Origin of the sequence: Microbacterium sp. SORGH_AS_0969 (assembly GCF_030818255.1) — a bacterium.
In the GTDB taxonomy this organism is placed as follows: Bacteria; Actinomycetota; Actinomycetes; order Actinomycetales; family Microbacteriaceae; genus Microbacterium.
The window spans coordinates 1,629,955-1,655,114 of sequence record NZ_JAUTAG010000001.1 but is presented as its reverse complement, the minus strand read 5'-3'; the positions used below and the strand labels follow the sequence as shown (position 1 = coordinate 1,655,114).

At 71.8% G+C, this 25,160-nt stretch carries 27 protein-coding genes; 13 read left to right on the top strand and 14 right to left on the bottom strand.

Features of this window, described 5'->3' with window-relative positions; all coding sequences use genetic code 11:
• Positions 1-9: 9 nt before the first annotated feature.
• Entirely contained in the window at positions 10-582 is a 573-nt protein-coding gene (locus QE388_RS07700; protein WP_307384533.1) for an NUDIX hydrolase, read from the bottom strand.
• 105 nt (positions 583-687) lie between these two features.
• Between QE388_RS07700 and QE388_RS07695 the strand changes: the two genes are divergently transcribed.
• Entirely contained in the window at positions 688-1,506 is an 819-nt protein-coding gene (locus QE388_RS07695; protein WP_058596521.1) for a TSUP family transporter, read from the top strand.
• 127 nt (positions 1,507-1,633) lie between these two features.
• On the opposite strand, the gene QE388_RS07690 is transcribed toward QE388_RS07695, so the two are convergent.
• Positions 1,634-2,023, bottom strand: a complete 390-nt coding sequence (locus QE388_RS07690; protein ID WP_275800823.1) for a hypothetical protein — start codon at positions 2,021-2,023, stop codon at positions 1,634-1,636.
• A gap of 139 nt (positions 2,024-2,162) precedes the next feature.
• On the opposite strand from QE388_RS07690, the gene cofG reads away from it, so the two are divergent.
• The 6 genes from cofG to QE388_RS07660 all read left to right on the top strand — a co-directional run bounded on the left by cofG (position 2,163) and on the right by QE388_RS07660 (position 9,987).
• Entirely contained in the window at positions 2,163-4,598 is a 2,436-nt protein-coding gene (gene cofG, locus QE388_RS07685) for a 7,8-didemethyl-8-hydroxy-5-deazariboflavin synthase CofG (protein WP_307384532.1), read from the top strand.
• Entirely contained in the window at positions 4,595-5,356 is a 762-nt protein-coding gene (locus QE388_RS07680; RefSeq protein ID WP_307384530.1) for an NAD(P)/FAD-dependent oxidoreductase, read from the top strand. Before cofG ends, QE388_RS07680 begins: the two co-directional genes overlap by 4 nt.
• 841 nt (positions 5,357-6,197) lie before the next feature.
• Positions 6,198-7,208 carry a glucose-6-phosphate dehydrogenase (coenzyme-F420) gene (fgd, locus tag QE388_RS07675; protein WP_307387083.1) on the top strand — a complete coding sequence of 337 codons (1,011 nt, stop codon included), beginning with the start codon at positions 6,198-6,200 and terminating at the stop codon, positions 7,206-7,208.
• Between the two features lie 243 nt (positions 7,209-7,451).
• Positions 7,452-8,090: a 2-phospho-L-lactate guanylyltransferase gene (gene cofC, locus QE388_RS07670; RefSeq protein ID WP_307384529.1), complete on the top strand. Its 639-nt coding sequence runs from the start codon at positions 7,452-7,454 to the stop codon at positions 8,088-8,090.
• Positions 8,091-8,339: 249 nt separating this feature from the next.
• A complete protein-coding gene (locus QE388_RS07665; protein ID WP_307384527.1) occupies positions 8,340-8,921 on the top strand; it encodes an RNA polymerase sigma factor in 582 nt (193 codons plus the stop codon).
• Positions 8,914-9,987 carry a CU044_5270 family protein gene (locus tag QE388_RS07660; RefSeq protein WP_307384525.1) on the top strand — a complete coding sequence of 358 codons (1,074 nt, stop codon included), beginning with the start codon at positions 8,914-8,916 and terminating at the stop codon, positions 9,985-9,987. The genes QE388_RS07665 and QE388_RS07660 overlap by 8 nt, the downstream gene beginning before the upstream one ends.
• Positions 9,988-10,212: 225 nt before the next feature.
• Here the strand turns inward: QE388_RS07660 and cofD are convergent, their stop codons facing one another.
• From cofD to hemQ, 7 genes are all read right to left on the bottom strand, one after another.
• Positions 10,213-11,178: a 2-phospho-L-lactate transferase gene (cofD, locus tag QE388_RS07655; protein WP_307384523.1), complete on the bottom strand. Its 966-nt coding sequence runs from the start codon at positions 11,176-11,178 to the stop codon at positions 10,213-10,215.
• Positions 11,179-11,214: 36 nt separating this feature from the next.
• A complete protein-coding gene (locus QE388_RS07650) occupies positions 11,215-11,385 on the bottom strand; it encodes a hypothetical protein (protein ID WP_275796468.1) in 171 nt (56 codons plus the stop codon).
• Between the two features lie 80 nt (positions 11,386-11,465).
• Positions 11,466-12,806 carry a glutamate-1-semialdehyde 2,1-aminomutase gene (gene hemL / locus QE388_RS07645; protein WP_307384522.1) on the bottom strand — a complete coding sequence of 447 codons (1,341 nt, stop codon included), beginning with the start codon at positions 12,804-12,806 and terminating at the stop codon, positions 11,466-11,468.
• Between the two features lie 69 nt (positions 12,807-12,875).
• Positions 12,876-13,859, bottom strand: a complete 984-nt coding sequence (hemB, locus tag QE388_RS07640) for a porphobilinogen synthase (RefSeq protein WP_307384520.1) — start codon at positions 13,857-13,859, stop codon at positions 12,876-12,878.
• Positions 13,856-14,671, bottom strand: a complete 816-nt coding sequence (locus tag QE388_RS07635) for a uroporphyrinogen-III synthase (RefSeq protein ID WP_058596528.1) — start codon at positions 14,669-14,671, stop codon at positions 13,856-13,858. Before QE388_RS07635 ends, hemB begins: the two co-directional genes overlap by 4 nt.
• Positions 14,668-15,717, bottom strand: coding sequence for a hydroxymethylbilane synthase (hemC, locus tag QE388_RS07630; protein ID WP_307384516.1), 1,050 nt, complete (start codon positions 15,715-15,717; stop codon positions 14,668-14,670). Before hemC ends, QE388_RS07635 begins: the two co-directional genes overlap by 4 nt.
• Positions 15,714-16,382, bottom strand: coding sequence for a hydrogen peroxide-dependent heme synthase (gene hemQ / locus QE388_RS07625; protein ID WP_307384513.1), 669 nt, complete (start codon positions 16,380-16,382; stop codon positions 15,714-15,716). Before hemQ ends, hemC begins: the two co-directional genes overlap by 4 nt.
• A 144-nt stretch (positions 16,383-16,526) precedes the next feature.
• Between hemQ and QE388_RS07620 the strand changes: the two genes are divergently transcribed.
• On the top strand, positions 16,527-17,315 hold the full coding sequence (locus QE388_RS07620; protein ID WP_275796478.1) for a DUF4239 domain-containing protein: 789 nt from the start codon (positions 16,527-16,529) through the stop codon (positions 17,313-17,315).
• A gap of 456 nt (positions 17,316-17,771) precedes the next feature.
• Here QE388_RS07620 and QE388_RS07615 read toward each other — a convergent pair whose 3' ends face one another.
• From QE388_RS07615 to hemE, 5 genes are all read right to left on the bottom strand, one after another.
• Positions 17,772-18,050 (bottom strand): hypothetical protein, encoded by a 279-nt coding sequence (locus QE388_RS07615; RefSeq protein ID WP_081319221.1) that lies wholly within the window; start codon positions 18,048-18,050, stop codon positions 17,772-17,774.
• Positions 18,040-18,450 carry a phage holin family protein gene (locus tag QE388_RS07610; protein WP_307384511.1) on the bottom strand — a complete coding sequence of 137 codons (411 nt, stop codon included), beginning with the start codon at positions 18,448-18,450 and terminating at the stop codon, positions 18,040-18,042. Before QE388_RS07610 ends, QE388_RS07615 begins: the two co-directional genes overlap by 11 nt.
• Before the next feature lie 3 nt (positions 18,451-18,453).
• Positions 18,454-18,855 carry a hypothetical protein gene (locus QE388_RS07605; RefSeq protein WP_058596533.1) on the bottom strand — a complete coding sequence of 134 codons (402 nt, stop codon included), beginning with the start codon at positions 18,853-18,855 and terminating at the stop codon, positions 18,454-18,456.
• A gap of 111 nt (positions 18,856-18,966) precedes the next feature.
• Positions 18,967-20,469, bottom strand: a complete 1,503-nt coding sequence (gene hemG / locus QE388_RS07600; protein WP_307384508.1) for a protoporphyrinogen oxidase — start codon at positions 20,467-20,469, stop codon at positions 18,967-18,969.
• Positions 20,466-21,533 carry a uroporphyrinogen decarboxylase gene (gene hemE, locus QE388_RS07595; protein WP_307384506.1) on the bottom strand — a complete coding sequence of 356 codons (1,068 nt, stop codon included), beginning with the start codon at positions 21,531-21,533 and terminating at the stop codon, positions 20,466-20,468. The genes hemG and hemE overlap by 4 nt, the downstream gene beginning before the upstream one ends.
• Before the next feature lie 100 nt (positions 21,534-21,633).
• Between hemE and QE388_RS07590 the strand changes: the two genes are divergently transcribed.
• The 5 genes from QE388_RS07590 (at position 21,634) to QE388_RS07570 (ending at position 24,996) form a co-directional block, all read left to right on the top strand.
• Positions 21,634-22,965, top strand: a complete 1,332-nt coding sequence (locus QE388_RS07590) for a glutamyl-tRNA reductase (RefSeq protein WP_307384505.1) — start codon at positions 21,634-21,636, stop codon at positions 22,963-22,965.
• 360 nt (positions 22,966-23,325) lie between these two features.
• A complete protein-coding gene (locus QE388_RS07585; protein WP_275796109.1) occupies positions 23,326-23,607 on the top strand; it encodes a hypothetical protein in 282 nt (93 codons plus the stop codon).
• A 29-nt stretch (positions 23,608-23,636) separates the two neighbouring features.
• On the top strand, positions 23,637-24,212 hold the full coding sequence (locus QE388_RS07580; protein ID WP_275796111.1) for an HhH-GPD-type base excision DNA repair protein: 576 nt from the start codon (positions 23,637-23,639) through the stop codon (positions 24,210-24,212).
• A gap of 23 nt (positions 24,213-24,235) precedes the next feature.
• A complete protein-coding gene (locus QE388_RS07575) occupies positions 24,236-24,667 on the top strand; it encodes a hypothetical protein (protein ID WP_307384501.1) in 432 nt (143 codons plus the stop codon).
• Between the two features lie 17 nt (positions 24,668-24,684).
• Positions 24,685-24,996 (top strand): pore-forming ESAT-6 family protein, encoded by a 312-nt coding sequence (locus tag QE388_RS07570; protein WP_058614903.1) that lies wholly within the window; start codon positions 24,685-24,687, stop codon positions 24,994-24,996.
• Positions 24,997-25,160: the final 164 nt, after the last annotated feature.

The following is a 25,160-nucleotide window of genomic DNA, read 5'->3' as shown; positions in this document are numbered from 1 at the left end:
CCCGGGGCTTCACGGAGCGGGCGCGATCGGCGGAAGCAGACCGCGAGCGGCGGCGCTCGCACGCGCGATGAGCAGCGCCGGATCCACGATGTCGCCACGCGCGATCGCGGCATCCAGGTCCCCGATGCTCAGCCGCGCGTGCCGCACCTGCTCCGCCGGGTCGGACGTGTCGGCGACCCCCGGTCGCGTCTCGGTCACGCAGAGGAAGAGGTGCACCGGCCAGGCCGCTCGACCCGGGTTGACGAAGAAGGTCTGCAGCGGCACGAGCTCGGTCGCGATCAGCCCGAGCTCTTCCTCGAGCTCACGGCGAGCGGCGTCCTCGGGCGTCTCCGTCGCGTGGCCCGCTCCGCCGGGAAGGTCGAAGATCCACCGATCGAGCGGATACCGGTACTGCCGCGCGAGGACCACTTGGGCCTCCTCGACCACGAGGGTCGCGACCGCGAAGGGGACGCTCTCGTCCACCTCGTAGGTCGACGACGTCCCGTCCGGTAGGACGACCTCGTGCTCGACGATGCGCACACGCCCGACGTACGCCTCGCGGCGACTCAGCGTCTGCCATCCCGGCTCCGTCTCGTTCGTCATGCCGTCACCGTACGCGTCCTCGACGACACTGCGCACGGCCCTGCGCAGCGCGGCCGCTCCGCCCTGCGCATTTGGCGCGGCCTCCCGGGTCGGCGAGAATCAACCGTGCTCGATGGACCGGTGATCGCCGAGTGGCTCCCCGTCTCGGTGGCAGCCCTCGTCGTCCTGCTGATCGCCGCGGGCGTGGCCGGATGGGTCGACGCGGTGGTCGGTGGCGGCGGACTGATCCAGCTGCCGGCCCTCGTCATCGCCGTGCCGAAAGACGTCGCGACCCCGTTCATCCTCGGCACGAACAAGCTGTCGTCGTTCTTCGGCACGCTCTCGGCGAGCTGGGTGTACCTGCGCAAGATCAGGGTGCAGCTCGTCCTGCTGATCCCCCTCGTCGTGGGCGCCTACGCCGGATCCACGCTCGGCGCAGCGCTGTCACGATACGTCCCGCGAGAGGTGCTCACCCCGATCGTCCTCGTCGCCGTCATCGCCGTGGCGCTGTACACGCTCCTGAAGCCGAGAATGGGTCTCGAGCACGAGCCCCGTCACGACCGCGCTGCGGCCGTCGCGTGGCGTGCCGGGGCGATCGGACTGCTGGTCGGCTTCTACGACGGCATCCTGGGCCCCGGCACCGGGTCGTTCTTCGTGATCCTCATCGTCGGCGTGCTGGGATACGGCTTCCTGCAGGCGAGCGTCAACGCCAAGATCGCCAACCTCACCACCAATCTCGCCGCCCTCGCGGTGTACGGCGTGCACGGCGAGATCCTGCTGGTCCTCGGCCTCGCGATGGCCGCGATGAACGTCACGGGCGGATTCATCGGCGCGCACATGGCGACCCGCCGCGGGAGCGGGTTCGTGCGGATCGTGTTCCTCGTGACGCTGTCGATCCTCATCGTGAAGCTCGCATGGGACACCGTGGTCCAGTTCACGTCCTGAGCCCGTTTCCCGCTGCGGTCCGTTCACCTCGTTGAGTCTCCGAGAAACCCGGACGTCTCAGAAAATCGTCCGGGTGTTTCGGACACTCAACGAGGCCCGATGGGAGGCCGGCGGTCGTCGGGTCGACTCACGCGACGATGTCGGCCACGTCTTCGGGCTCGGATGCCACGTCGAGACGCAGCGCCTTGAGCAACGCAACGCCGTGCTTGGTGGTCAGCACGAGCCGCTCGAACTCGTCGTGACCGGTCAGGTCGACCACGACGCTGGGCTTGCGGCCCCGGATGATGACGAAATCGTTGCCGCCCGCCGACTTCCACGTGCCCGCGCCCACGGCGACGGGAAGGTTGATGCCCGGGTTCGGCACGCCGCGGAGCCACGTCCACGCGTCGTCGGTCAACTGCACGCGATCGATGTGCTCGCGGGGCACCACGATGTTGTTCTTGCGGAACGAGAGCGCGCGCTCGGTCGGCGACAGCACGACTTCGAGCTGCGCCTGATCGAGCAGCAGAGTCACCATGGCATCCATCCTGCCAGCCCTCCCTGAGGGCGACGGGGCGTCGACCTTACGAGAGCGCAACGATCGTGTTTCCGGTCGCGCATCCGAGCTCGGCGCCGTTCCCGGCCCGGATGTCGGAGGCGAGGGATAGCCTGGAGCGATGAGTACGGGCAGTGTTGCGCCGCGAGTCGCACCGGCCCGAGGCGCATCGATCGACGATCTTCTCGCGCAGGTCCTGGGCGGCCACCGTCCGAACGTCGACGAGACCGAACGGTTGCTGCACGCCCCTCTCGACGAGCTGTTCCGCGTCGCCGGAGCACTGCGCGACGTGGGTCTGGCGCGCGCCGGGCGCCCCGACGTCCTGACGTACTCGCGCAAGGTGTTCGTCCCGCTCACGACGCTGTGTCGCGACCGCTGCCACTACTGCGTCTTCGTCGACACCCCCGGCCAGCTGAACCTGCTGCGCAAGCCGACGTACATGAGCCCCGAGCAGGTGCTCACCGTGGTGCGACAGGGGCAGGCGCTCGGCTGCAAAGAGGCGCTCCTCACCCTCGGCGACCGCCCCGAGGAACGCTGGCCCGAAGCCCGCGCGTGGCTCGACGAGCACGGCTTCTCCTCCACGATCGACTACGTCGCGCACATCGCGCGGCTCATCACCGCCGAGACGGGCATGCTCGTGCACGCCAACCCCGGCGTCATGCACCCCGACGAACTGGCGACGCTGCGCCCGGTGTCGCCGTCGATGGGCATGATGCTCGAGACCACCTCGCACCGCCTCTACGAAGAGCCCGGGCAGGTGCACTACGGCTCCCCCGACAAAGACCCCGACCTGCGCCTGAAGGTCATCGACGACGCGGGGGCCGCCGGCATCCCGTTCACCACCGGCATCCTCGTCGGCATCGGCGAGACCGTGCGCGACCGCGCTGAGTCGCTGGTGGCGCTGCGCGAGCTCGATGACCGGCACGGCCACGTGCAAGAGGTCATCGTGCAGAACTTCCGCGCGAAGCCGCGCACCGCCATGCAGGGCGCCCCGGATGCCGACATGCACGAGTACCTCGCGACGGTCGCCGTCGCGCGACTCGTGTTCGGACCCGACATGCGCATCCAGGTACCGCCGAACCTCTCCGACCCGCGCGAGCTGGGCGCCCTGATCGCGGCGGGCATCGACGACTGGGGCGGGGTCTCGCCGCTCACGGCCGACCACGTCAACCCCGAGCGCCCCTGGCCGCAGATCGACGACCTCGCCGCCCAGACCGCCGCCCACGGCTACACGCTGCGCGAACGCCTCACCGCGCATCCCGAGTTCGTTCAGGATGCCGCGCACTGGATCGACCCGGCCCTCCACGCGCGCGTTCGGGCCCTGGCCGATGCCGAGGGGCTCGCGGCCGATGTGATCCCGCGCGCGGTGTCCGAGGGAGGAACAGGGACGCAGGGAGGACCCGACGCCGACCTCCCGTCCTCCGCTCGTCCCTCGTCCTCCGCTCACCACGCCGCGAGCTCCGGCACCACGAGCTCCGGCGCCGCGGGCTCCGGCGCCGCGAGCTCCGACCCCGGCGTGAAGCGCCTCGCCGAGCGGGCGGCATCCGATCCCCTCGGGCTCGACGACGCGGACTGGACCCGCCTGCTGCGCGCCACCGGCGCCGAGCTCGATGCCCTCGCCGCCGTCGCCGACGACGCACGCCGCTACACCGTGGGCGAGCCGATCACTCTCGTGCAGAACCGCAATCTGACCTCGACGGGGTTCCGGCGCGCCGGCCGTACGGGGGCGGGCGAGTTCGACCTCGATGACGCCACGGCCATCGCCGCCGACGCCGCCGACCTCGGTGCCACCGAGATCTGCATTCAGGGCTCGCTGCGCCCCGACGAAGACCCCTCGGGCTATCTCGACGTGGTGCGGGCGGTGAAGCGCGGGGCTCCCGGCATCCATGTGCACGCCTATCGTCCGGCCGACGTGCGCGACCTCGCCGACCGCGGCGGACTCGGGCTCGACGGTGCCCTCGCCGCGATGCGCGACGCGGGCGTCGACACCGTGCCGGGCACGGGCGTGAAGATCCTCAGCGAGCGGGTGCGCGCGCTCGTCGCGCCCGGCGACCTCGAGATCGACCGCTGGGTCGAGGGGATCACCGCCGCGCACCGCGCGGGGTTCCGCTCGACGTCGGTGCTGTTCTACGGCCACGTCGAGACGGGCGAAGAGCGGATCGCGCACCTGCGGCGGCTGCGCGAGATCCAGGACGAGACCCGCGGCTTCGCCGAGTTCGTGCCCATCCCGCTGCCCGGGGGCGACGTTCCGCTCGTGACCGGGCGCGCCCCGCTCGACGAGCACCGCGCGATGGTCGCCGTGTCGCGGCTGTTCCTCTCGGGCAGCATCCCGCACGTGCAGATTCCCTGGACGCGCGTCGGCCGCGACACCGCCGCGGTGCTGCTGCGCTCCGGCGGCGACGACCTGGGCGGAACGCTCTACGACGGCCGCGTGCTGCCCGACACCGGCATCGAGCAGGGGCTCGAGCTGCCGGTCGCCGCGGCCGAACGCCTCGCCCGCAGCCTCATGCGCCCCTTCCGGCAGCGGACGACCGACTACCGGGTGGCCCCCGCGTGACCTCCGTCGAGCGCATCGTCGACGTCGCGATCGTCGGCGCGGGATTCGCCGGCCTCGCCATGGCGGGGGCACTGCGTCGAGCCGGCCGCGACGACTTCGTCGTGCTCGAGCGCGCCGCCGATGTCGGCGGCACCTGGCGCGACAACACCTACCCCGGCGTCGCATGCGACGTGCCCGCGCACCTCTACAGCCTCGCCGCGCACCCGAACCCGCACTGGTCGCGGACGTTCGCCCCGGGCGGCGAGATCCAGACGTACCTGCGCGACGTCGCGGCGCGCGAGCGACTCGGCGACCGTCTGCGCCTGCGCACGCCGATGCTCGGAGCCGAGTGGGATGCCGCGGACGCGGTGTGGCGCATCGACACCGGCATCGACGCTGAGCCGCTCATCGCCCGCTCGCTCGTCCTCGCGTGCGGCCGCCTGACCGAGCCGCACGTCCCCCCGATCGACGGGCTCGAGTCGTTCGACGGTCCCCTGTTCCACTCCGCCCGGTGGGACCACGACGTCGACCTCACCCGGCAAGCGGGTCGCCGTCGTCGGCACCGGCGCCAGCGCGGTGCAGCTCGTCCCCGAACTCGCCCGCCGCGCCGCACACGTGACGCTGTTCCAGCGCACCCCCGCGTGGATCGTCCCGCGCGGCGGCGGCGAGATCCCCCGCAGCGACCGCGAGCGTCTCGCCGAGAACCCCGGCGACCTCGCCCGCCTGCGCGCCGAGCTCTACGCCGAGGGAGAAGAACGCTTCGCCTCGCGCTCGGGTGACGCCGCGGCATCCGCCGCCGCTCGCGCGATGGCGCTCTCCCACCTGCACGCCCAGGTGTCCGACCCCGCCCTGCGCGAGGCCCTGACACCGGACTACGCCTTCGGGTGCAAGCGCGTGCTCCTGTCCGACGCGTTCTACCCCGCGGTGGCGTCGGATGCCGTCACCCTCGAGCCCACAGCGCTCCTGGCGGTCGACGGTTCCACTCTCACCGCCGCGAGTGGCGAGCGGTACGAGGCCGACATCCTCGTCCTCGCGACGGGCTTCGCCTCGACCCGGCAGCCCTACGCCGACCTTGTGCGCGCGGACGACACCACCCTCGCCGACCACTGGTCGGAGGGCATGACCTCGTTCGGGTCGACGGTCGTCGCGGGCTTCCCGAACCTCTTCGTGCTGAACGGGCCCAACGCGAGCCTCGGTCACAATTCCGCCGTCCTCATGGCCGAGGAGCAGGCCGTGTACGTGGTCCGCTCCCTCACGGAACGCGATCGCCGCCCCGACCGGACGCTCCACGTCCGCCCCGAAGCCGAAGCGGCGTACACCGACGAGATCGCCGCGGCAGCGGCATCCACCCCCTGGCTGACCGGCGGATGCCGCAACTGGTACGTCGACGAGCGATCCGGGCGGTTGACCCTGCTGTGGCCGGGCACGGTGCAGGCTTTCCACGAACGCCTCGTCGGCACCGACGGGTCGGAGTTCGAACCCGCGGCGTGGGCGGCCGTGGCAGCTCCGAGCCCGGTGGCCGAGCCTGCCGAAGCCACCGCCCACCCCCGCGGCAACCACGACCCCGGCCGCCGAGCCCGCCGAAGCGACCCCCACCCATCCCCGCCCCTAGGAGAGTTCATGAGCGTTCCCCTGCGATTCGGATACAAGGCCTCGAGCGAACAGTTCGGGCCCAACGAGCTCCTCGACTTCGGCGTCTTGGCCGAAGAGGTGGGTTTCGACTCCGTCTTCCTCTCCGATCACCTGCAGCCGTGGATGCACGACGGCGGCCACGCGCCGAACGCCCTCCCGTGGCTGGGCGCACTCGGAGCGCGCACCGAGCGCGTGATCATCGGCACGAGCGTGCTCACGCCCACGTTCCGCTACCACCCGGGCGTCATCGCCCAGGTCTTCGCGACCCTGGGCGTGATGTACCCCGGCCGTGTCGTGCTCGGCGTGGGCACGGGCGAGGCGCTCAACGAGGTGACGCTCGGCCTCGAGTGGCCCGAGGCACCCGAGCGCTTCCAGCGCCTGAAAGAAGCCATCACCATCATCAACGAGCTGTGGGCCGGCGAGCGGGTCACCTACGAGGGCACCTACTACTCGGTGAAGGATGCCACGATCTACGACCGCCCCGAGCAGAAGGTGCCGATCTACATCGGTGCCTCGGGCCCCGCGGCGACGCGACTGGCCGGACGCATCGCCGAGGGCTACATCACCACGAGCGGCAAAGACCCGGAGCTTTACACCGAGAAGCTGCTGCCCTCGCTCGACGACGGTCTCGCCAAGGCCGGCCGTACCCGCGACGACGTCGACACCCTCATGGAGGTGAAGGTGTCGTACCACCCCGACCACGACACCGCTCTCGAGAAGACGCGCTTCTGGGCTCCCCTGGCACTCACGGCCGAAGAGAAGATGAGCGTCCACGACCCCATCGAGATGCAGCGCCTCGCGAACGAGCTGCCGATCGAGCGGGCGGCATCCCGATTCATCGTCTCGACCGACCCCGACGAGCACGTCGAGCGCATCGCGCGGTACGTCGACCTCGGGTTCCGGCACCTCGTGTTCCACGACCCGGGCCACGACCAGGAGGAGTTCCTGCGCATGTACGGCGAGGAGATCCTGCCGCGCCTCCGCAAGCGCTTCAGCTGAGGCGCGGCGGGTCGCGCGCACCGGAATCGGAGCGTTGCGCCGGAATCGGACCGACGCGGTCCCGGCATCCGATTCCGGTACGTCGCTCCGATTCCGCGCACGCTCGACCCTCTCACCCCTGCGACGCACGCCGACGCGAACATCCGGGTGGTTGCCCGCGCACGGCGGAAGTCGCAGCACGAATCACCGGCGCACCGCTACCCCCGTCCCCGGATGTCCGACCTTCGGCACACAATGGATCCGATGAGCACTCCCGAGATCCGCGACGGCTGGACCGTCGTCGTGCCGGTCAAGCCCGCCGCCCTGGGCAAGACGCGGCTGACCGCCGTGACGGCGGACCGCGAGGCCCTCGCCCGCGCGATCGCGCTCGACACGATCGCCGCGGTCGCGGCCACGGCCCGCGTCCGGCGGGTGCTCGTGGTGACCGACGACGCCGAGGTGCGTGCGCAGGTCGCGCAGTGGCCCGCGGTCGACGTCCTCGCCGAGGGCGACGTCCGCGGACTCGACGCGGCGATCGCCACCGGCGCCGACGCCGCGGGGGTGAACGCTCCGCGGGCGGCGCTCCTGGGCGACCTTCCGGCGCTCACATCGCGCGACCTCGATGCCGCGCTGGCACTCGCCGGCGAGGTCGAGCGAGGCCTGGTCCCGGATGCCGAGGGCACCGGCTCGACCCTCGTCACCGCGCGACCCGGTGCGGTGTGGGTCTCCGCCTTCGGCGCCGATTCCGCGGCACGTCACCGGCTGCTGGGCTGCACCGACCTCACGGTCCCGCGGGAGTCGACCCTTCGCCGCGACGTCGACACCGCGGCGCAGCTCGCGCAGGCGGTCGCCCTGGGCGTCGGCCCGCGCACCGCGGCCGTGCTGGCCTCCGCCGCGGCCTGACGCGCGGCATCGCCCTCCGCCAGACGCGGCCCGGGCACGCGGGACCCGCTAGCCCCGTCGCAGATTCGGAGATGCGCAACGGATCCGGATGAAATCGCTCTCGGCATCCGGATCTGCGGCTCATCTCCGATTCTGCGCGCGCAGCTGAGGCATCCGATTCGTCCGATTCCGGTGAGCCCTCGACGCTCGTCGCGCCGATCGGATCTCGGCGAACCGAGAACCAATTCCGCGAATCGGACAATACCCAGTGTGAGCACGCACGACGGCGACATCATCGTTCGGTCCCTGACACACGGGGCCGCCTTCGCCGACCTCTACGACCGGCACGAGCGCGTCGTGTACCGCTACGTCGGACGGCGCCTCGGCACCGCGTTCGCCGAGGACATCACCTCCGAGACCTTCCTCGTCGCCTTCGCGCGCCGCGCCTCTTTCACCGGCGGCCTCGACGCGCGTCCCTGGCTGCTCGGCATCGCGACCGTCCTCATGCAGAAGCACGCCCGGCTCGAGGCCCGCGCGTGGCGCGGCATGCTCGCCGCTGACATCGCCCGCGTCCACGTCGACGACATCGAGACCGCCGACGAGCGGATGGATGCCGACGGCCTCGCACCGCACCTCGGCACCGCGCTCGCGGACCTCTCGCGCGGCGACCGCGACGTGCTGCTCCTGCACACCTTCGGCGAGCTCGACTACGCCGGGATCGCCGAGGCCCTCGGCATCCCTCTCGGAACCGTCCGCTCGCGCCTCAGCCGCGCGCGGCGGAAGGTCCGCGCCGCCATCGCCCCTCACGTCAGTCCGGCCCCCGGCCGAGAAAGAGAGCACCACCGTGGATGAGATCTCCCTGCTGAACCGCGTCCGGGCCGACGTTCCCGAGCGCACCCCCGACGACGTGATCCGCGGTCGCGCGGCGCTGCTGCGCGCGATCGAGGCTCCACCCGCCACCGCGCGCTCGCGTCGACCCCACCGCCCATGGATCTGGGTAGGATCGGCCGCCGCGGCGACGTGCGCCCTCACCGGGGTGTTCGTCTTCGGCGGAGCCCTGGGCGCTCCGGGCGGCGCCGATCCGGCCGCCGCCGCCGTCCTCGGCGCGGCCGCTACGGCCGCGCGCGACGTCGTCGACCCGGTCGTCGGACCGGGGCAGTACCTCGAGGTGCGGACGGATGCCGTCTACGCGGCGACGGGAACGACCGAGGCGGATGCCGAAGTGGCCCGACGGGAGCGCGACGGCAACCTCGAGGACGGCGACTTCACGTCGTTCCTCGAGAGCGACGTACAGGCACTCTGGGTACCCGCCGACCGATCCGGCGACTGGGTGGAGGTCCGGTGTGCGCGCACCCCGGTCCAGACCTTCGGCCCCCGCTCCGAGACGTTGGCCTCCGAATGGGAAGGTGCCGGGGCCGACGGACGCTACGTGCTCCCCGCCGGAAAGACCGAGGACGGCGCCCCCATCACGATGCTCGATGCCGACTCGGCCGCCGACCTCCCGCGCGATCCTCACCAGTTGCTGGAGAGGATCTACCAGGAGAACGGCAACGCGGGTCCCTCGCGCGACGGCGAGGCACTCGTGTGGCTCGCCGACCGGCTGCGTTCGGGCACCGTGCCGGCGGAGCTGCGCTCGGTCTTCTACGAGACGGCCGCGCTCATCCCCGGGGTCACGATCACCGAGGAGCAGGCGACCCTGAACGGTCGGACCGGCACGGCCATCGGCCGCGACGAGGGCGAGAACGGCTTCCGTCAGGACATCATCATCGACCCCGAGACCGGAGCGTTCATCGGGGAGCGGCAGGTGCTCCTGCAGCCCGTAGCCGACATGCCCGCGGGCACGGCCACCGGCTCCACGTCGGTGACCACGACGGTGGTCGACGCGGCGCCCGAGGGGACGAGCCTGTGCGAGGGATGACCGGCATCGGCCCCGCCGACCTCCTGCTGCCGCCGACGCACGTGGTGATCCTGACGGGGGAACCGGATGCCGTCGCCCTCGCGTTCCCGGAACGCCGGTCCCGCTAGCCCTGCACGCAGATTCGGAGATGCGCTACAGATTCGGATGAGATCGCTCTTGGCATCCGGATCCGGTGCGCATCTCCGATTCTGCGCGCGCGACCGAGGCCGGAAGCGCGCCCCGGACTCAGGCCCGGAGCGCCGCCTCCGCGATCGCCGCGGACGTTTCCTCGTCGCGCATCCACAGGGGTGCCACGACCGCGCGGATCCCGGCGGCCTCGACCTCGGGCGCCGCGGCGGCGTCTTCCTCGGCCAGCAGCCACGCGTCCAATACTCCGCCCGCCGACCGGGCGCCGTAGTGCCGAGCGACCGCGGCGGCAGACGTCTCGACGCCGATCGCCGTGAGGCACACGTCGGCCATCCCGCGCACCACCCGCCCGCTGATGATCGGAGAGACCCCGACAACGCGCGCCGACGTCGCACGAAGAGCGTCCCGGATACCGGGGACCGCGAGGATCGGCCCGATCGACACGACGGGGTTCGACGGCGCGAGCAGCACCGCATCGGCCTGCGCGATCGCCTCCGCGACGCCCGGGGCAGGGGTGGCATCCGAGATCCCGGGGTTCTCGAACGCGCGAGGAGGCAGTTGGGCGCGGTGGCGCGTCCACCACTCTTGGAAGTGCAGACGGCGCCCGTCCTCGAGCAGCACGTGCGTGTCGACCTCGCTGTCGGTCATGGGCAGGAGCCGGATGCCGAGCGGCCAGCGCTCCGCCATGCGCGCGAGCACCTGGGTCGGGGTGAGCCCCTCGCGCAGCCACCCGGTGCGCGCGAGGTGGGTACCGAGATCGAGGTCGCCGAGCGTGAACCACGGCCACCCCGCGCCCCACGCCTGCAGTTCCTCGTTGACCCGCTCGGTATCGCCCGCGCGTCCCCAGCCGCGCACGGTGTCGTTGACCCCGGCGAGCGCGTAGGTGATCGAGTCGACATCGGGCTGCAGCCGGACTCCCGACAGCCACAGGTCGTCCCCGGTGTTGACGACGACCGTGGCATCGGGTGCACCGAACCGTCGGAGAGCGGCGCGGACGCCGAGGGTGAACTTCGACCCTCCGACTCCACCAGCGAGGACGACGACGCGAGGCGCGGAAGACTCCATCAGGACAGTCTTCCACTGCTGCGGCGGGCGCGACGGTCAGGACGACGCGGCCGCGACCGGCCGCCACGTCGCGCGCCGACGACGCGGCCGTCGAGCGTCGGCCGGGTGCGGAACAACGATCGCCGGGCGGCGCCACAGCACGAGGGCGGCCACGACCACAACCGCGAGCGCGAGCGACAGGACGACGAGGGCGGCGGCGAGAAGCATGCGTCCAGCCTCGCGAGATCGCGGGCCCGGCACATCGGCACAAAGGACGACGTTCCTCCCCCGCGAGGATGAGATCGCGTCTACTGCGCGAGCAGCGTGGGGTCCAGCGCCTCAGCGGCCGCTTTCGCCGCACCCGGCAGCGCGTCGAGCACCTGCCCGAGGGCGGCCTCGTCGTGGGCGGCCGTGAGGAACCACGCCTCGAACACGCTCGGGGGCAGCGAGATGCCGGCATCCAGCATCGCGTGGAAGAACGGCGCGTACCGGTACGACTGCTGCGTGAGCGCCGTGGCGTAGTCGCGCGGCACCTCGGGAAGGAACGCGACGCCGAAGAGGGAACCTGCGCGCGGCACGGCGTGCACGACGCCCTCCGCCGTCAGGGCCGCGTCGAGGGCGTCAGCGATGCGGGCCGCCGAGGCGTCGACCGCCGCGTACACCTCGGGCGTCGCGAGCCGCAGCGTCGCGAGACCCGCCGCCACCGACAGCGGGTTCCCCGACAGCGTTCCGGCCTGGTACACCGGCCCGAGGGGAGCGAGGTGGTCCATGACCTCGGCGCGACCGCCGAGGGCGGCCAGCGGCATCCCCCCGCCGACGACCTTGCCGAACGTGAGGATGTCGGGCAGGTACGTCTCGCCCTGCGACGCCTGGAGCCCCCAGAATCCGGCGGGGTGCACGCGGAAGCCGGTGAGCACCTCGTCCATGATCAGGAGCGCACCGTGGCTGTGCGCGATGTCGGCGATCGCGGCGTTGAAGCCCGGGAGCGGCGGGACGACACCCATGTTCGCGGATGCCGCCTCGACGATGATCGCGGCGATGTTCTCACCGTGCACCGCGAACGCCTCGCGCACCGCGTCGAGGTCGTTGTAGGGCAGCACGAGCGTCTGCGCCGCGATCGGCGCGGGAACACCGGCCGAGCCGGGCAGCGCGAGCGTGGCGACACCGGAACCGGCGGCGGCCAGGAGCCCGTCGGAGTGCCCGTGGTAGTGGCCGGCGAACTTGATCAGCAGGTCGCGACCGGTCACGCCGCGCGCGAGACGGATCGCCGTCATCGTCGCCTCGGTACCCGTCGAGACCAGACGCACCTTCTCGACCGGCTTCAGGTCGCCGACCTGCACGCGGTTCGCGATGAGATCGGCGAGCTCGACCTCGGCTCCGGTCGGAGCGCCGAAGGACAGGCCTCGGGATGCCGCCTCCCGCACCGCGTCGACGACCTCGGGGCGCGCGTGACCCAACAGCGCCGGGCCCCACGAGGCGACGAGGTCGACGTACTCGCGACCCGCGGCATCCGTGATCCGAGGGCCCGAGGCCGACTGCACGAAGCGCGGCGTCCCGCCCACGGAGCCGTACGCGCGAACGGGCGAGTTCACGCCGCCCGGGATGACGTCCTTGGCACGGGCGAACCACTGGTCGTTGAGGTCAGTCATGGCATCCATTCTTCCGGGCGGGCGCGCGAGAAGGCCGAACCCCGACGCTTGTCGGGGCCGGCCGGGGGCTCAGAGCTCGGCGCGGAGCCAGCGGGCGGCCTCGAGCGCCCAGTACGTCAGGATCGCGTCGGCGCCGGCGCGGCGGATACCGAGCAGGCTCTCCATGACCGCGCCGCGGCGGTCGATCCAGCCGTGAGCCGCGGCAGCCTCGACCATCGCGTACTCGCCCGACACCTGGTACGCCCACACCGGAACGTCGACCGAGGCCTTCACGTCGGCGAGCACGTCGAGGTAGGGCAGCGCCGGCTTGACCATGACGATGTCGGCGCCCTCCTCGACGTCCAGCAGCGCTTCGCGCACGCCTTCGCGCCCGTTGCCGGGATCGAGCTGGTACGAGCGGCGGTCGCCCTTCAGCTGCGAGTCGACCGCCTCGCGGAACGGACCGTAGAAGGCCCCCGCGTACTTGGCCGAGTAGGCGAGGATCAGCGTGTCGGTGAAGCCCTCGGCATCCAGCGCCTCGCGCACCGCGCCGACCTGGCCGTCCATCATGCCGGACAGCCCGAGCATCGCCGAGCCCGCGCGCGCCTGCGCCAGGCCCATCGCGGTGTAGCGCTCAAGGGTGGCGTCGTTGTCCACAGCGCCGTCGGCCTGCAGGACGCCGCAGTGCCCGTGGTCGGTGAACTCGTCGAGGCACAGGTCGGTCTGGACGACGAGCGCGTCGCCGACCTCGGCCACCACGGCCTCCGTCGCGAGATTCAGGATGCCGTTCGGGTCGTCCGCTCCCGAGCCCACGGCGTCGCGCGTCTCGGGGACGCCGAACAGCATCACGCCGCCGATGCGCTCTTCCGCGGCCTCGGCGACGGCACGGCGCAGCGAGTCGAGCGAGTGCTGCACGATCCCCGGCATCGAGCCAATCGGGCTCGGCTCGGTGATGCCCTCTCGCACGAACATCGGCAGCACGAGCTGAGAGGGGACGAGGTGCGTCTCGCGGGCGAGACGACGGACGGCGGGGGTGCGACGCAGGCGACGCGGGCGGTGCTCGGGAAAACTCATGAGGTCGATTCGTCGGGGGCCAGGGGGAAGCGGGCCACGGCCTCGATGAGCGATTCGACGGTCTGCTTCTCAGCGACCACGTCGACGCTCAGCCCGGCGCGCTTGGCATCCTTCGCCGTGCGCGGGCCGATCGCCGCGATGACGGTGGATGCCGGGATCTCGGGGAACTGCGCAACCACCTGTTCGGCGACGGAGCCGCTGGTCACGAGGATCGCGTTGATGCGCCCCGAGTGGACGTCGCCGGCGATCTTCTCGGTCACCGGAACACCGACCGTGCGGTACGCCACGACGCTGCGGACATCGTGGCCCGCCTCGATCAGCAGGCGCGTGAGCACCGGCTTCGCGATCTCGCTGCGCAGGGTCAGCACCTTGCGCGGCTCGGATTCGAGGTCGATCATCTGCTCGGCCATGCCCTGGGCCGAGTTGTCGCGCTCGGGGACGAGGTCGACGCGATAGCCGACCGCCTGCATCGCCGCGGCGGTGGTCTCGCCGACGACGGCGACCTTCGTCTCGGCGGGGATGACGGCCCGATAGGCGTAGAGCACGTCGACGGTGGTCGCGCTCGTCAGCGTCAGCCAGTCGAACGCCCCCGCGGCCAGATCGGCGAGCGCCTGCTCGAGGGTCGCCTGGTCGTTCGTGGGGGCGAAGTTGATGAGCGGCGCGATGACCGGAACCGCCCCGCGCTGGCGAAGGCTCGCCGCGACACCGTCTCCCCACGGCCCCCCGCGCGGCACGAGCACGCGGCGGCCGGCGAGCGGTTTGGGCACGCTGCCTGTCGAGGTGGTCGGCGTGTGCCGGTGGCCTTCATTCATGTGGTCGACTCTCGTGGTACCAGGTCGGCCGCCCCACGTTCGAGCAACCGACGCGCGGCTTCTCGGCCTATCCGCGCTGCCCGCGCGATGAGACCCCCGTCGTCGGCAGCATCCGCTCCATTGCCACTGCCCGTTTCCCGAGCATACCCCTGCTCGACGCGCCCCGGACCGTCGTGTATGGGCTCGGACTCCCCGCGAAGGGGCTCGACGCGCACGGTCCGGTCGATGCCGATGCGATGCGTGCCGTCGAGCGCGTAGACGACGGCCCGCAGGCGCAGATCGCCGTCCGCGATCGACGCGTGCGTTCCGACGGGCGCGTGGCATCCGGCATCCAGGACCGACAACACCGTCCGCTCGGCGGTGATCGCCGCGCGGGTGTCCTCGTCGTCGAGCGCAGCCAACGCGGCGAGGGTGTCGGCGCCGATGTCGGCGCGCGTCTCGACCGCGAGCGAGCCCTGCCCCGGGGCCGTCGGCCACTCCGCGAGACCGAGCGCCTCGGCGTGCAGTCCGCCCAGCTCGCCGCCCAGCCGGGAGATGCCCGCGGCGGCCAGGATGACGGCATCCAGCTCTCCGTCGCGCACGCGCGCGAGACGCGAATCGACGTTGCCGCGAATGTCGTGGATGTCGAGGCGCGGGTTGTGCCGGAGCGCCTGCGCGATGCGGCGCGGCGAACCGGTGCCCACGCGCGCGCCCGATTCGAGGGCATGCAGGGGCGTGGCATCGCGCGTGATGACGACGTCGCGGGCATCCTCGCGCGGCGGTGTCGCGGCGATGACGAGGCCCTCGGGCTGCGCGGTGGGCAGGTCTTTGAGCGAGTGCACGAGGAAGTCGCAGCGACCGGCGGCGAGCGCCTCGCGAAGGCCGTTCGCGAACACGCCGCGACCGCCGAGCTGCGAGAGCGACGCGCGATTGACGTCGCCCTCCGAGACGATCGGCACGAGCTCGACCTCGCCGCCCGACGCCGCAGCGACGGCGTCGGCCACCATCTGCGACTGCGCCAGGGCCAGCGCGCTGCGCCGGGTGCCGAGACGCAGGGGGGCGGTCACTGGAGGATCTCGGGGATCTCGTCCACCGTGACCAGGCGACCGGTGTAGAACGGCACCTCCTCGCGGACGTGGCGGCGAGCCTCGGTGTAGCGGAGATCGCGCATCATGTCGACGAGGTCGGTGAGCACGTCGGCCTCCATCGGCAGGAGCCACTCGTAGTCGCCGAGAGCGAAGGATGCCACGGTGTTGGCGATGACCCCCTTGTAGGCGGAGCCCTTCTTGCCGTGTTCGATGAGCATCTCGCGACGCTCGGCCTCGGGCAGGAGGTACCACTCGTAGCTGCGCACGAACGGGTAGAGGCACAGCCACTGCTGCGCCGGGATACCGCGGAGGAAGCCGGGCACGTGCGAGCGGTTGAACTCCGCGTCGCGGTGGACGCCCATCGCGTTCCATGTCGGGAGGAGGTTCTTCAGCAGCTCGGTGCGGCGCAGCCGCCGCAGGTCGCGCTGGAGGGCCTGCGGGTCCGGGCCGTGGAGCCAGACCATGAGGTCGGCGTCGGCGCGGAGCCCGCTGACGTCGTAGAAGCCGCGGACGGTCACACCGTCGGCCTCGATGAGGGCGGTGAGATCCGCGAGCTCGGTGGCATCCGAAGCGGTCACCGGGTTCTCGGGGTCGCGGCGGAGGATGGCCCAGAGGGTGTAGATGGAGGAGCTGTCGTCGGACATGCTCTCAGTCTCGTCCGGTGCGCGCGGACGATCAAACCGATTGGCTCACTCCCGAGCCTTTTCGCGCATCGAGATGCGCGGGCGGGCCAGCGATTGGTACTGTGCCCCGACGGCGTCGGGGGACGCCCGCCGAAAGGGTGCCCCATGTGGCTCTATGACTTCCCCATGGCCGTGGGGCTGCCGCTGTTCATCATCTTCGTCGTCGGCATCTCGTGCGGCATCCTGCTGGTCCTGCGAAGGTGGGTCTTCCGGGTCGCGCCGCAGGGTGAGGAGTGGGACCGCGTCCTCAGCTACGCGGTCGGCGCCTACGGCGTGTTCTACGGAGTCACGCTCGCGCTCATCGCCGCGGCGGCCTACGGAAACTTCACCGAGGTCGACGGGATCGTGCTCGAGGAGTCGTCGTCGCTCGCGTCGCTCTATCGCACGGCGACCCTGCTCCCCGAGCCGCAGCAGGACGAACTGCAGGACCAGATCGTGCAGTACACGCGCGCCGTGATCGACGAAGACTGGCCCGAACAGCGGCGCCTCCAGTTGCCGTCGGAGTCGGATGCCAACATCACCGGCATGCAGAAGGCCATCGACGCCGTGCAGCCGACGTCGGCGGTCGAGGTCGTGTACGTGCAGGAGGCGCTCGAGCAGTTCCGGCAGCTCGTGCACGACCGCCGCGACCGCATCGCGCTGACGCACCTCGCCCTCCCCGGCGTGCTGTGGATCGTGCTGGCGGTCGGCGCGCTGCTGAACGCGGTGCTGCTCGGACTCATCGAGGTGCGGAACCTGCGGATCCACCTCCTGATGTCGGGGATGCTGGCGCTGTTCGTCGCGCTCCTGCTCTACGCGATAGCCGGGTTCGACCACGCCTACGCCGGCCCGATTGCGGTGACGCCGGAGTACTTCCAAGACCTGCTCGACGGGTTGTTCGTCAACGAACCGTAGGCGGATCAGCCGGCGGGCGGTGCCGCGGACCGTCAGGCGGAGTTCGTGGCCGACACGCCGACACCCTCGGGCCGCAAGCGGCATGTCGCCGCCGGACTCCGCACGACGGCACGCGCCCGGCATCCGGAACCGTCGACGCCCCGGGCCTCCCACCGCGGACCGTCAGGCGGAGTTCGTGGCCGACACGCCGACACCCTCGGGCCGCAAGCGGCATGTCGCCGCCGGACTCCGCACGACGGTACGCGCTCGGCATCCGGAACCATCGACGCCCCGGGCCTCCCACCGCGGACCATCAGGCGGAGTTCGTACCCGACACGCCGACACCCTCGGGCCGCCAGCGGCGCGTCGCCCCCGGACTCCGCACGACGGCACGCCCGCGGTATCCGGAACGCCCGCCCGGAACCGCACGACGAAGCGGCCCGCCCCCGACAGAGGAACGGGCCGCTTCGGGGAAACTCAGCGCGTGTACGCGCGGACGATGCCCCAGACCGCGAACCCGACGAGGCTCGCGACACCGGCGACGACCGCTGCGGCCGCGCCCGGGTTGCGCTGAGCGCTCTCGCGCACGTCGCGGATCTTCTGATCGACCGCCTCGCTCGCGCGACGCGGGATGTTCGCCTTCTCTTCGAGGGCGGCGAGCGCCGCCTTCAGCTCCGCGCGCGCGGACTGCACCGGGTCGGTGATGCCAAGCGGCACCGCGGTGCGGGGGACGGGGACGGGACGCTCAATACTCACTGCCGGCCTCCTTCACGATGCGGACGTCTTCGGCGATCGCCTCGCCCGGGTTCTCGCGGTTCGAGAGCTTCTTGAACCGCAGCCATCCGAGCAGCGCGAGCACCGCGGTGATGACGATCATCACGCCGAACACGATGAGCGCCGCGGCCCACACCTGCAGCCAGAGCGACAGCAGAGCGATCACGAACGCGAAGAACACGGGGACGGCCCAGAACACCACGATCAACGCGCCGACGAACCAGCCGGCGCCGATCCCGGCGTCTTTCGCCGTGCGCTGCGCCCACGCCTTCGCCCCGTTGATCTCGGCGATGACGAGGTTGCGGACGAGCTCGGGGATGTCGCCGATCAGCGCGAACAGGCTGTCGTCGGAGCGATCGCGGAACCCGCGAGGAGTGGTCATGCCTCAGCTCCCGGACGAGGTGGAGCCGCTCTTGGCCGCACGAGCGCGCGTGGTCGCGGTCTTCTCGGCCTGCTTCGCGTCGTCGACCGAGTCTTCGACCACATCGGCCACCTCGGATGCCGACTGCTTGGCCGCCTTCGCGGCGCGCTCCGCGCGCTCCTGGGCCGTGCCGGACTGGGCGGCGGCGCCGGTGACCGACTTCGCGCCCTTCCAGACCACGCCGGGCACGGACTTCAGGGCCGAGACGCCGAAGGCCTTGACCTTCTCGACCTGCCCCTGGACGACAGGCTGTTCCCAGACCTTCTCGGCCTGCGCCTTGATCTGCTCGTACCGCTCGCGTCCCGCGCGTGCACCGAGCACGTAGCCCGCCACGAGTCCGACGACGAGTGCTGCTTTGCCCCTCATGGGGTCTCCTCACGCTCGATCGAGTGCTGGTCGACTCTCACGATAGTCACGTATTCCGATTCCGGCATCCGCCCTTGACAGACCGCGACATCTCCGCGAGGAGAGTGCCGGTCAGTGATGCCACAGGGCGGCGCTGCGGACCCGGTCCGCCTCGGCGCGCGCGTCGGGGATGACCTGGGCGAGCCCCGTCCCCGCGACCCAGGCCCCGGTCACCCCGAGGCCCGTCACCGCATGCACTGCGCCGCGGGCCGCGGCGGTCTCGGCCGCGCGACCGATGGTGGCCGCGGGTTGCGACTGCACGTAGCGCACGCGCCGCGCGGCGCGGAGGGTGGATGCCGGCAGCTCGACGCCGAACATCGCCGCCGCCTCCGAGAGCGCGAGGTGCGCCGCGGCGTCGTCGTCGAGGTCGGCGGTCGCGGGCTCTTCGCCCTGGGCTCCGAACGACACCCGGACGACATGGATGCCGGGGGCGGTGGCATCCCGAACCCAGTCCCACTTCACCGTCGAATGCGTGAGGGCTTTCGCCACGTGGCTCCCGGGCACGGTGAGCACGCCGGTCCCGCGAGGAGCGGCGTCGAGCACGGGCGCGTCGAGCACGAGGGTGACGACCTCGACCACCGGGGCGACGGGGTCGCCCACCTCGAGCGCGGGCACGACGGGCGCGAGGAGCGCGCGGGCGGGCCCCTCGGGGAGCGCCACGATGACGGCTTCGGCGTCGAGGGGGTCGGTGTCCCCGGAGATCACGACGCGCCACCCGGTGCCGTTCGGCTCGAAGGCATTGACCGACGCCTCCGTGCGCAGCTCGACGCCGAGCTCGACCAGCTGGGCGACGAGCGCGTCGACGAGGCGCGACATCCCCCCGGCGATGCCCTGCACGGCCCCGCCGGGAGCGGGCGCTTTGCGGCTTTCCGCGACGGGAACGTCGGAGGCCGGAGCATCGGCGGGCTTGGCGTCGGCACGGCTGAGACGCATCTCTGCGACGGCGCCCGACAGCGAGCCCGTGCGGGTGAGGGCGGCGTTCAGTCCGGGCGCGGCGAGATCGACGTCGATGTCGTCGGGCCGCGCGGAGTACACCCCGCTCGTGACCGGCGCGACGAGGCGGTCGAGCACACGCGCGCCCATCCGGGTGCGGACGAGCGTGCCGAGGCTGCGCTGATGCCCGATCGTCAGCGGCGGCCGCAGGCGATCGAGGTAGGCGCGCCAGGTTCCGCTCCACCCGATGATGCGGCGGACGTCGGGAGCGAAGGGATTGTCCGGGATGCCGAGCACCCCGCCCTTCGGCAGGGGAGCCGCCCCGACCCCCGGCACGCCCGCGACCCACGCTCCGGCCGGGTTCGGCGAGACCACGGCGTCGGCGAGACCGAGCTCGTCCAGGAGGGCGCGGACCACGCCGCCGCGCGTCGCGAAGCTCTCGGCCCCGACGTCGAGGGTGAGGCCCCCGACCTCCGCGGAGCGGATGACACCGCCGAAGGCCTCCGAGGCCTCGAGGACGGTGACGCGCAGCCCGACCTTCGCGCACTCCCACGCCGCGACGAGGCCCGCGATCCCGCCCCCGGCCACGACGACGTGCGTCTCGGACGCCTGCCGCGCGAGGCGCGCGAGCGGGTCGCTCATGCGTTCGCCCCGAGCTCGAGCTCGTCGTGCGCGAGCTCGCCGTGCGCATGCGCGACGATCCGGGTCAGCACGTCGGGATCGGTGTCGGGCGGGACGCCGTGACCCAGGTTGAGGATGTGCGCGCGAGCTGCGCGTCCCCTCGCGAGCACGTCGTCGACGTGGGCTTCGAGGACGGGCCACGGGGCTCCGAGCAGCGCCGGGTCGAGGTTGCCCTGGAGCGTCACGTCGGGGCCGACGAGGGCCGCGGCCTCGTCGAGCGGCATCCGCCAGTCCACACCGACCGCGTCGGCGAGGCCGCCCAGGCGCATGTCGTCGAGGAACGCCCCGGTGCCCACACCGAAGTGGATGCGCGGAACCTCGATGCCCTCGAGCGCCTCTCGCGAGTGCGGAGCGATGAACTCGCGGAAGGTCGCGGGCGACAGCGACCCGGCCCACGAGTCGAACAGCTGTACCGCCTGCGCACCGCCGTCGATCTGCGCGTCGAGGAACGCGCGCGAGACTTTCGCGAGCCACCCCGCGAGACGGTGCCACGACGCGGGGTCGGCGTGCATCATGCCGCGCGCCCGCAGGTGCTCCTTCGAGGGGCCGCCCTCGACGAGATAGGCCGCGAGAGTGAACGGCGCCCCGGCGAAGCCGATCAGGGGCACGGCGTCGTCAAGCTCGGCGGTCACGAGCCGGGCTGCCTCGCGCACCGGCTCCGCGGCTGCTGCCACGTCGTCCGGGTCGATCGCCGTGATGCGCGCGACGTCGTCGGCCGTGCGCACGGGGTCGGCGAACACCGGGCCGCGACCGGGCTCGATCACGACGTCGACACCGGCCAGGCGAAGCGGCACGACGATGTCACTGAAGAAGATGGCGGCATCCACGTCGTGGCGCCGGATCGGCTGCAGCGTGATCTCGGCCGCGAGGTGCGGGGTGAGGCACGCGTCGAGCATGCGGGTCCCGACGCGCAGCTCGCGGTACTCGGGGAGCGAGCGCCCCGCCTGCCGCATGAACCAGACGGGCTGCCGTTCGGGACGGTCGCCGCGGAGGGCGCGCAGAAGGGGGGCATCGGGGGTGGCCATGGCATCCATTCTCCCATCGGGCGTACGCGCGAAGAGGGGATGCCTCGACGTCGAGCGGCCGTCCGGAACACCCCTCGCACCCCGGGCGTAGAATGATCGGGTGCTGCTGTGCGTCAGCGCGAGTCACAAGACCGCGTCCTTCGAGCTCCTCGAGCGACTCAGCGTACCCAGCAGCCCCGTTGCACCCCTGATCACCGAGCACGGCGGCGAGTGCGTGCAGGGAGCGGTCGTCGTCGCGACCTGCAATCGCTTCGAGGCGTACGTCGACATGGACGAGCCGGTCACCGCGGGTGTCGCGCTCGGCGTCGAAGCAACCCTCGCCGCGATCGAGAGCGCCACGGGCGTCCCGGCTCGCGAGCTCGAGGGCTCGTACACCGTTCTCGGCGGCAGCGAGGTCGCGGAGCACCTGTTCGCCGTGGCATCCGGACTCGAATCCGTCGTCGTCGGCGAGGGCGAGATCGCCGGCCAAGTACGCCGCGCGCTGACCGAGTCGCGCGAACAGGGCACCACGTCGGCCGAGCTCGAGCGGCTCTTCCAGCGGGCATCCGAGGCTCAGCGCGGCGTGAAGAACTCCACCGCGATCGGCCGCGCCGGGCGCTCGCTCGTGCGCCTCGGTCTCGAGCTCGCGAGCAGCCGCATCGCCGACTGGTCGACGCAGCGCGTGCTGCTGGTCGGCACCGGCGCCTACGCCGCAGCGACCGTCGCCGCGCTCCGCGACCAGGGCGCCGAGAACATCTCGGTGCACTCCCCCTCGGGCCGTGCCGCGAAGTTCGCCGCGAAGCACGGCCTGCACGCCGTGTCGGCCGAGACGTTCCCCATGGCCGTCGCACACGCCGACCTCGTGATCACGTGCACGACGAGCGAGCACCACGTCGTCAGCGCCGCGACCTTCGCCGCGGGCCGCACCGCGGTCGAAGCGGCCGCTCCCGCCGCGACGGGCTGCCCGGTCGACCACTCCGGTCGCCGTCTGGTGATCGATCTCGGTCTGCCCCGCAACGTCGACCCCGACGTCGCCACGGTGCCCGGCGTCGACCTGCTCGACCTCGAGACCATCCGCCTGCACGCCCCGCTCGAAGAGCTGCAGGCGACGGATGCCGCGCGCGACCTGGTCCGCGACGCCGCACGCCGCTTCGTGTCGGTGGGAGAGCGTAAAAACATCACCCCCGCCGTCGTCGCCCTGCGCGCGCACGTCTTCGGGGTTCTCGACGCCGAGGTCGCGCGCGTCCGTGCCCGCGGCGACGAGGGTGGCCAGACCGAGCAGGCTCTTCGTCACCTCGTCGGTGTTCTGCTGCACACCCCGACGACGCGCGCGCACGAGCTCGCCGAGACCGGGCGCGCCGACGAGTACATCGACGCCCTGTCGGCCCTGTTCGGCATCGAGGTCGCCGACTCCGCGGCCTCCGCCGAGCGTCCGGTGGCCGACGCGGGCTGACGCGTTCCGCCGAGTGGCCGGGCCACGCCGTGACCGGCGGAGGACCTGGGACGAGCGGAGGACCGAGCCCCGGCATCCGTCCTCCCTTCGTCCCCAGTCCTCCGGCTGGCACCGGCACCGGGCTGCGGCATGTTCCGCGAGCCGGCGGAGGAGGTTCCGGGAGCGGAGGGCCGCCGCCGCGGCATCCGCCCTCCCGCCGCCGAAACTCCTCCCGTGGCGGGCTGCGGGGGCGTGACCGGCGGAGGATCTGGGACAAGCGGAGGACCGGCCCCCGGCATCCATCCTCCGGTCGTCCCAGATCCTCCGGCTGGCACGAAAGTCGGCGACGAAGCAGACACCCCGTCGGGCAGGATGAATGCCATGAGCACTCCCGCATCCGAGGTGTACCGCGTCGCCGGGGAGAAGCGCTCCGGCAACGGCCTGCGCTGGGCCGCGACGGTGGTCATGGGGCTCTTCGACGCCGGGACCGATGCGCCGTCGGTGAGCGAGGTCGTGATCCGACGGGCGGACGGCTCGCTCGTGAAGCGGCTTCCGCCGGGAGACGTCGAGCACTTCGAGAAACAGCTCACCGAGGTCACGGCCGACCTGGACACGATGGATGCCGTGCCTTTCGCGCGGAAGTGGATCGCCGAGCCCGAGTGAGCCGGGCGGGTCCGCGCGAGAATGGACGCATGAGCCTGCACATCACCGACGACCCCGCCGCCGACGACCTGCTCTCGAGCAATCCCCTCGCGCTGCTGATCGGGATGCTCCTCGACCAGCAGGTCGCGATGGAGACCGCCTTCGCCGGACCGCTCAAGATCCAGGAGCGCACCGGATCGATGGATGCCGCGGCCATCGCGCATGAGAACCCCGACACCTTCGCGGCTGCTTTCGCGCAGTCTCCCGCGGTGCACCGCTTCCCGGGGTCGATGGCGAAGCGCGTCCAGGCGCTGTGCGCCGCGATCGAGCAGGACTGGGAAGGGGACGCCGCGGCGATCTGGACACGCGACGACCCCGACGGCGCGACGGTGTTGAAGCGCCTGAAGGCGCTGCCGGGATTCGGCGAGCAGAAGGCCAAGATCTTCCTCGCGCTCCTGGGCAAACAACGCGGCTTCACGGGCGCGGGGTGGCGCGACGCCGCCGCTCCGTACGGCGAGGACGGGTCGTTCCGTTCCGTCGCCGACATCACGAGCCCGGAGTCGTTGACCAAGGTGCGCGAGTTCAAGCGCGCGGCCAAAGCAGCAGCGCGCGAGAACGCTTCCTGACTCCTCCTCCCCAAGATGAGGGTTTGGGGAGAGTCATCCACATCGGCTTCCTCGGCCGTGCCGACCTGATTAATGTCGACTCGTTCGTCATCCCCGATTCACGACCCGAAGGGTGGTCTCTCGTGAAGTTCGCAATGGGTTCCAGCACGCTGGGCGTGCTGAGCAAGGCAACATCGGGCTCGAGCGACGAGCTCTCACTGCTCGTCCGCCAGCTCTTCGAGGCCGCAGAGCCTCTCGAAGGACAGTTCCAGGGCGCCGGTCGCGCGGCCTTCGATCGCTTCAAGTCCCGCACCGACGAGATCTCGGCCGAGCTCAAACTCTCCCTCGACGGGGTGCTCACCGGCATCACGGGCATGGACCGCTCGTTCCAGGAGGGCGAGGCGGCCATGGTCGACGAGACCACGAGCCTCGAGTCCGGTTCGTCGTTCGACGCCGCGCGCTTCGGCGCACGCTGAGAGAAGGAGACGCCCGCATGGTGAACCAGGCAGATCGTCGCGACTACTCGGTCGCCGCCTCGCAGAACGCTCAAGACAACTTCAACCGCATCGCGGCCCAGCTCGAGTCGCTGATCGATCAGCGCGACCGCGACGTGCAGGCGGCGATGGCCGACTACGCCGCCGACGGGGTGTCCGAGGACTACCACGGCAAGGAGGTGCGCTGGAAGAACGCCGCCGCCGAGGTGCGTGGCATCATCCAGACCCTGCGCTCGTCCCTCGAGCGCAACGATGAGGCCGCACAGACGGCTCTGGGCAAGGCTCGCGCCGCCGTCGAGTCGATCGGCTGACACGCGACAGAACGGCGTCGGGCGTTCGCGTCCGACGCCGCCGCCGTTTCACGGGGGTTCCCGGACCCGTCCGTAAAACGGGGCGAGATGCGCCACGGATCGCGCTCCCGAGATGTAGAAAAGACGCCCCTCAGGGGAAGACTTCCCGCGTGATCAAGCCCGCG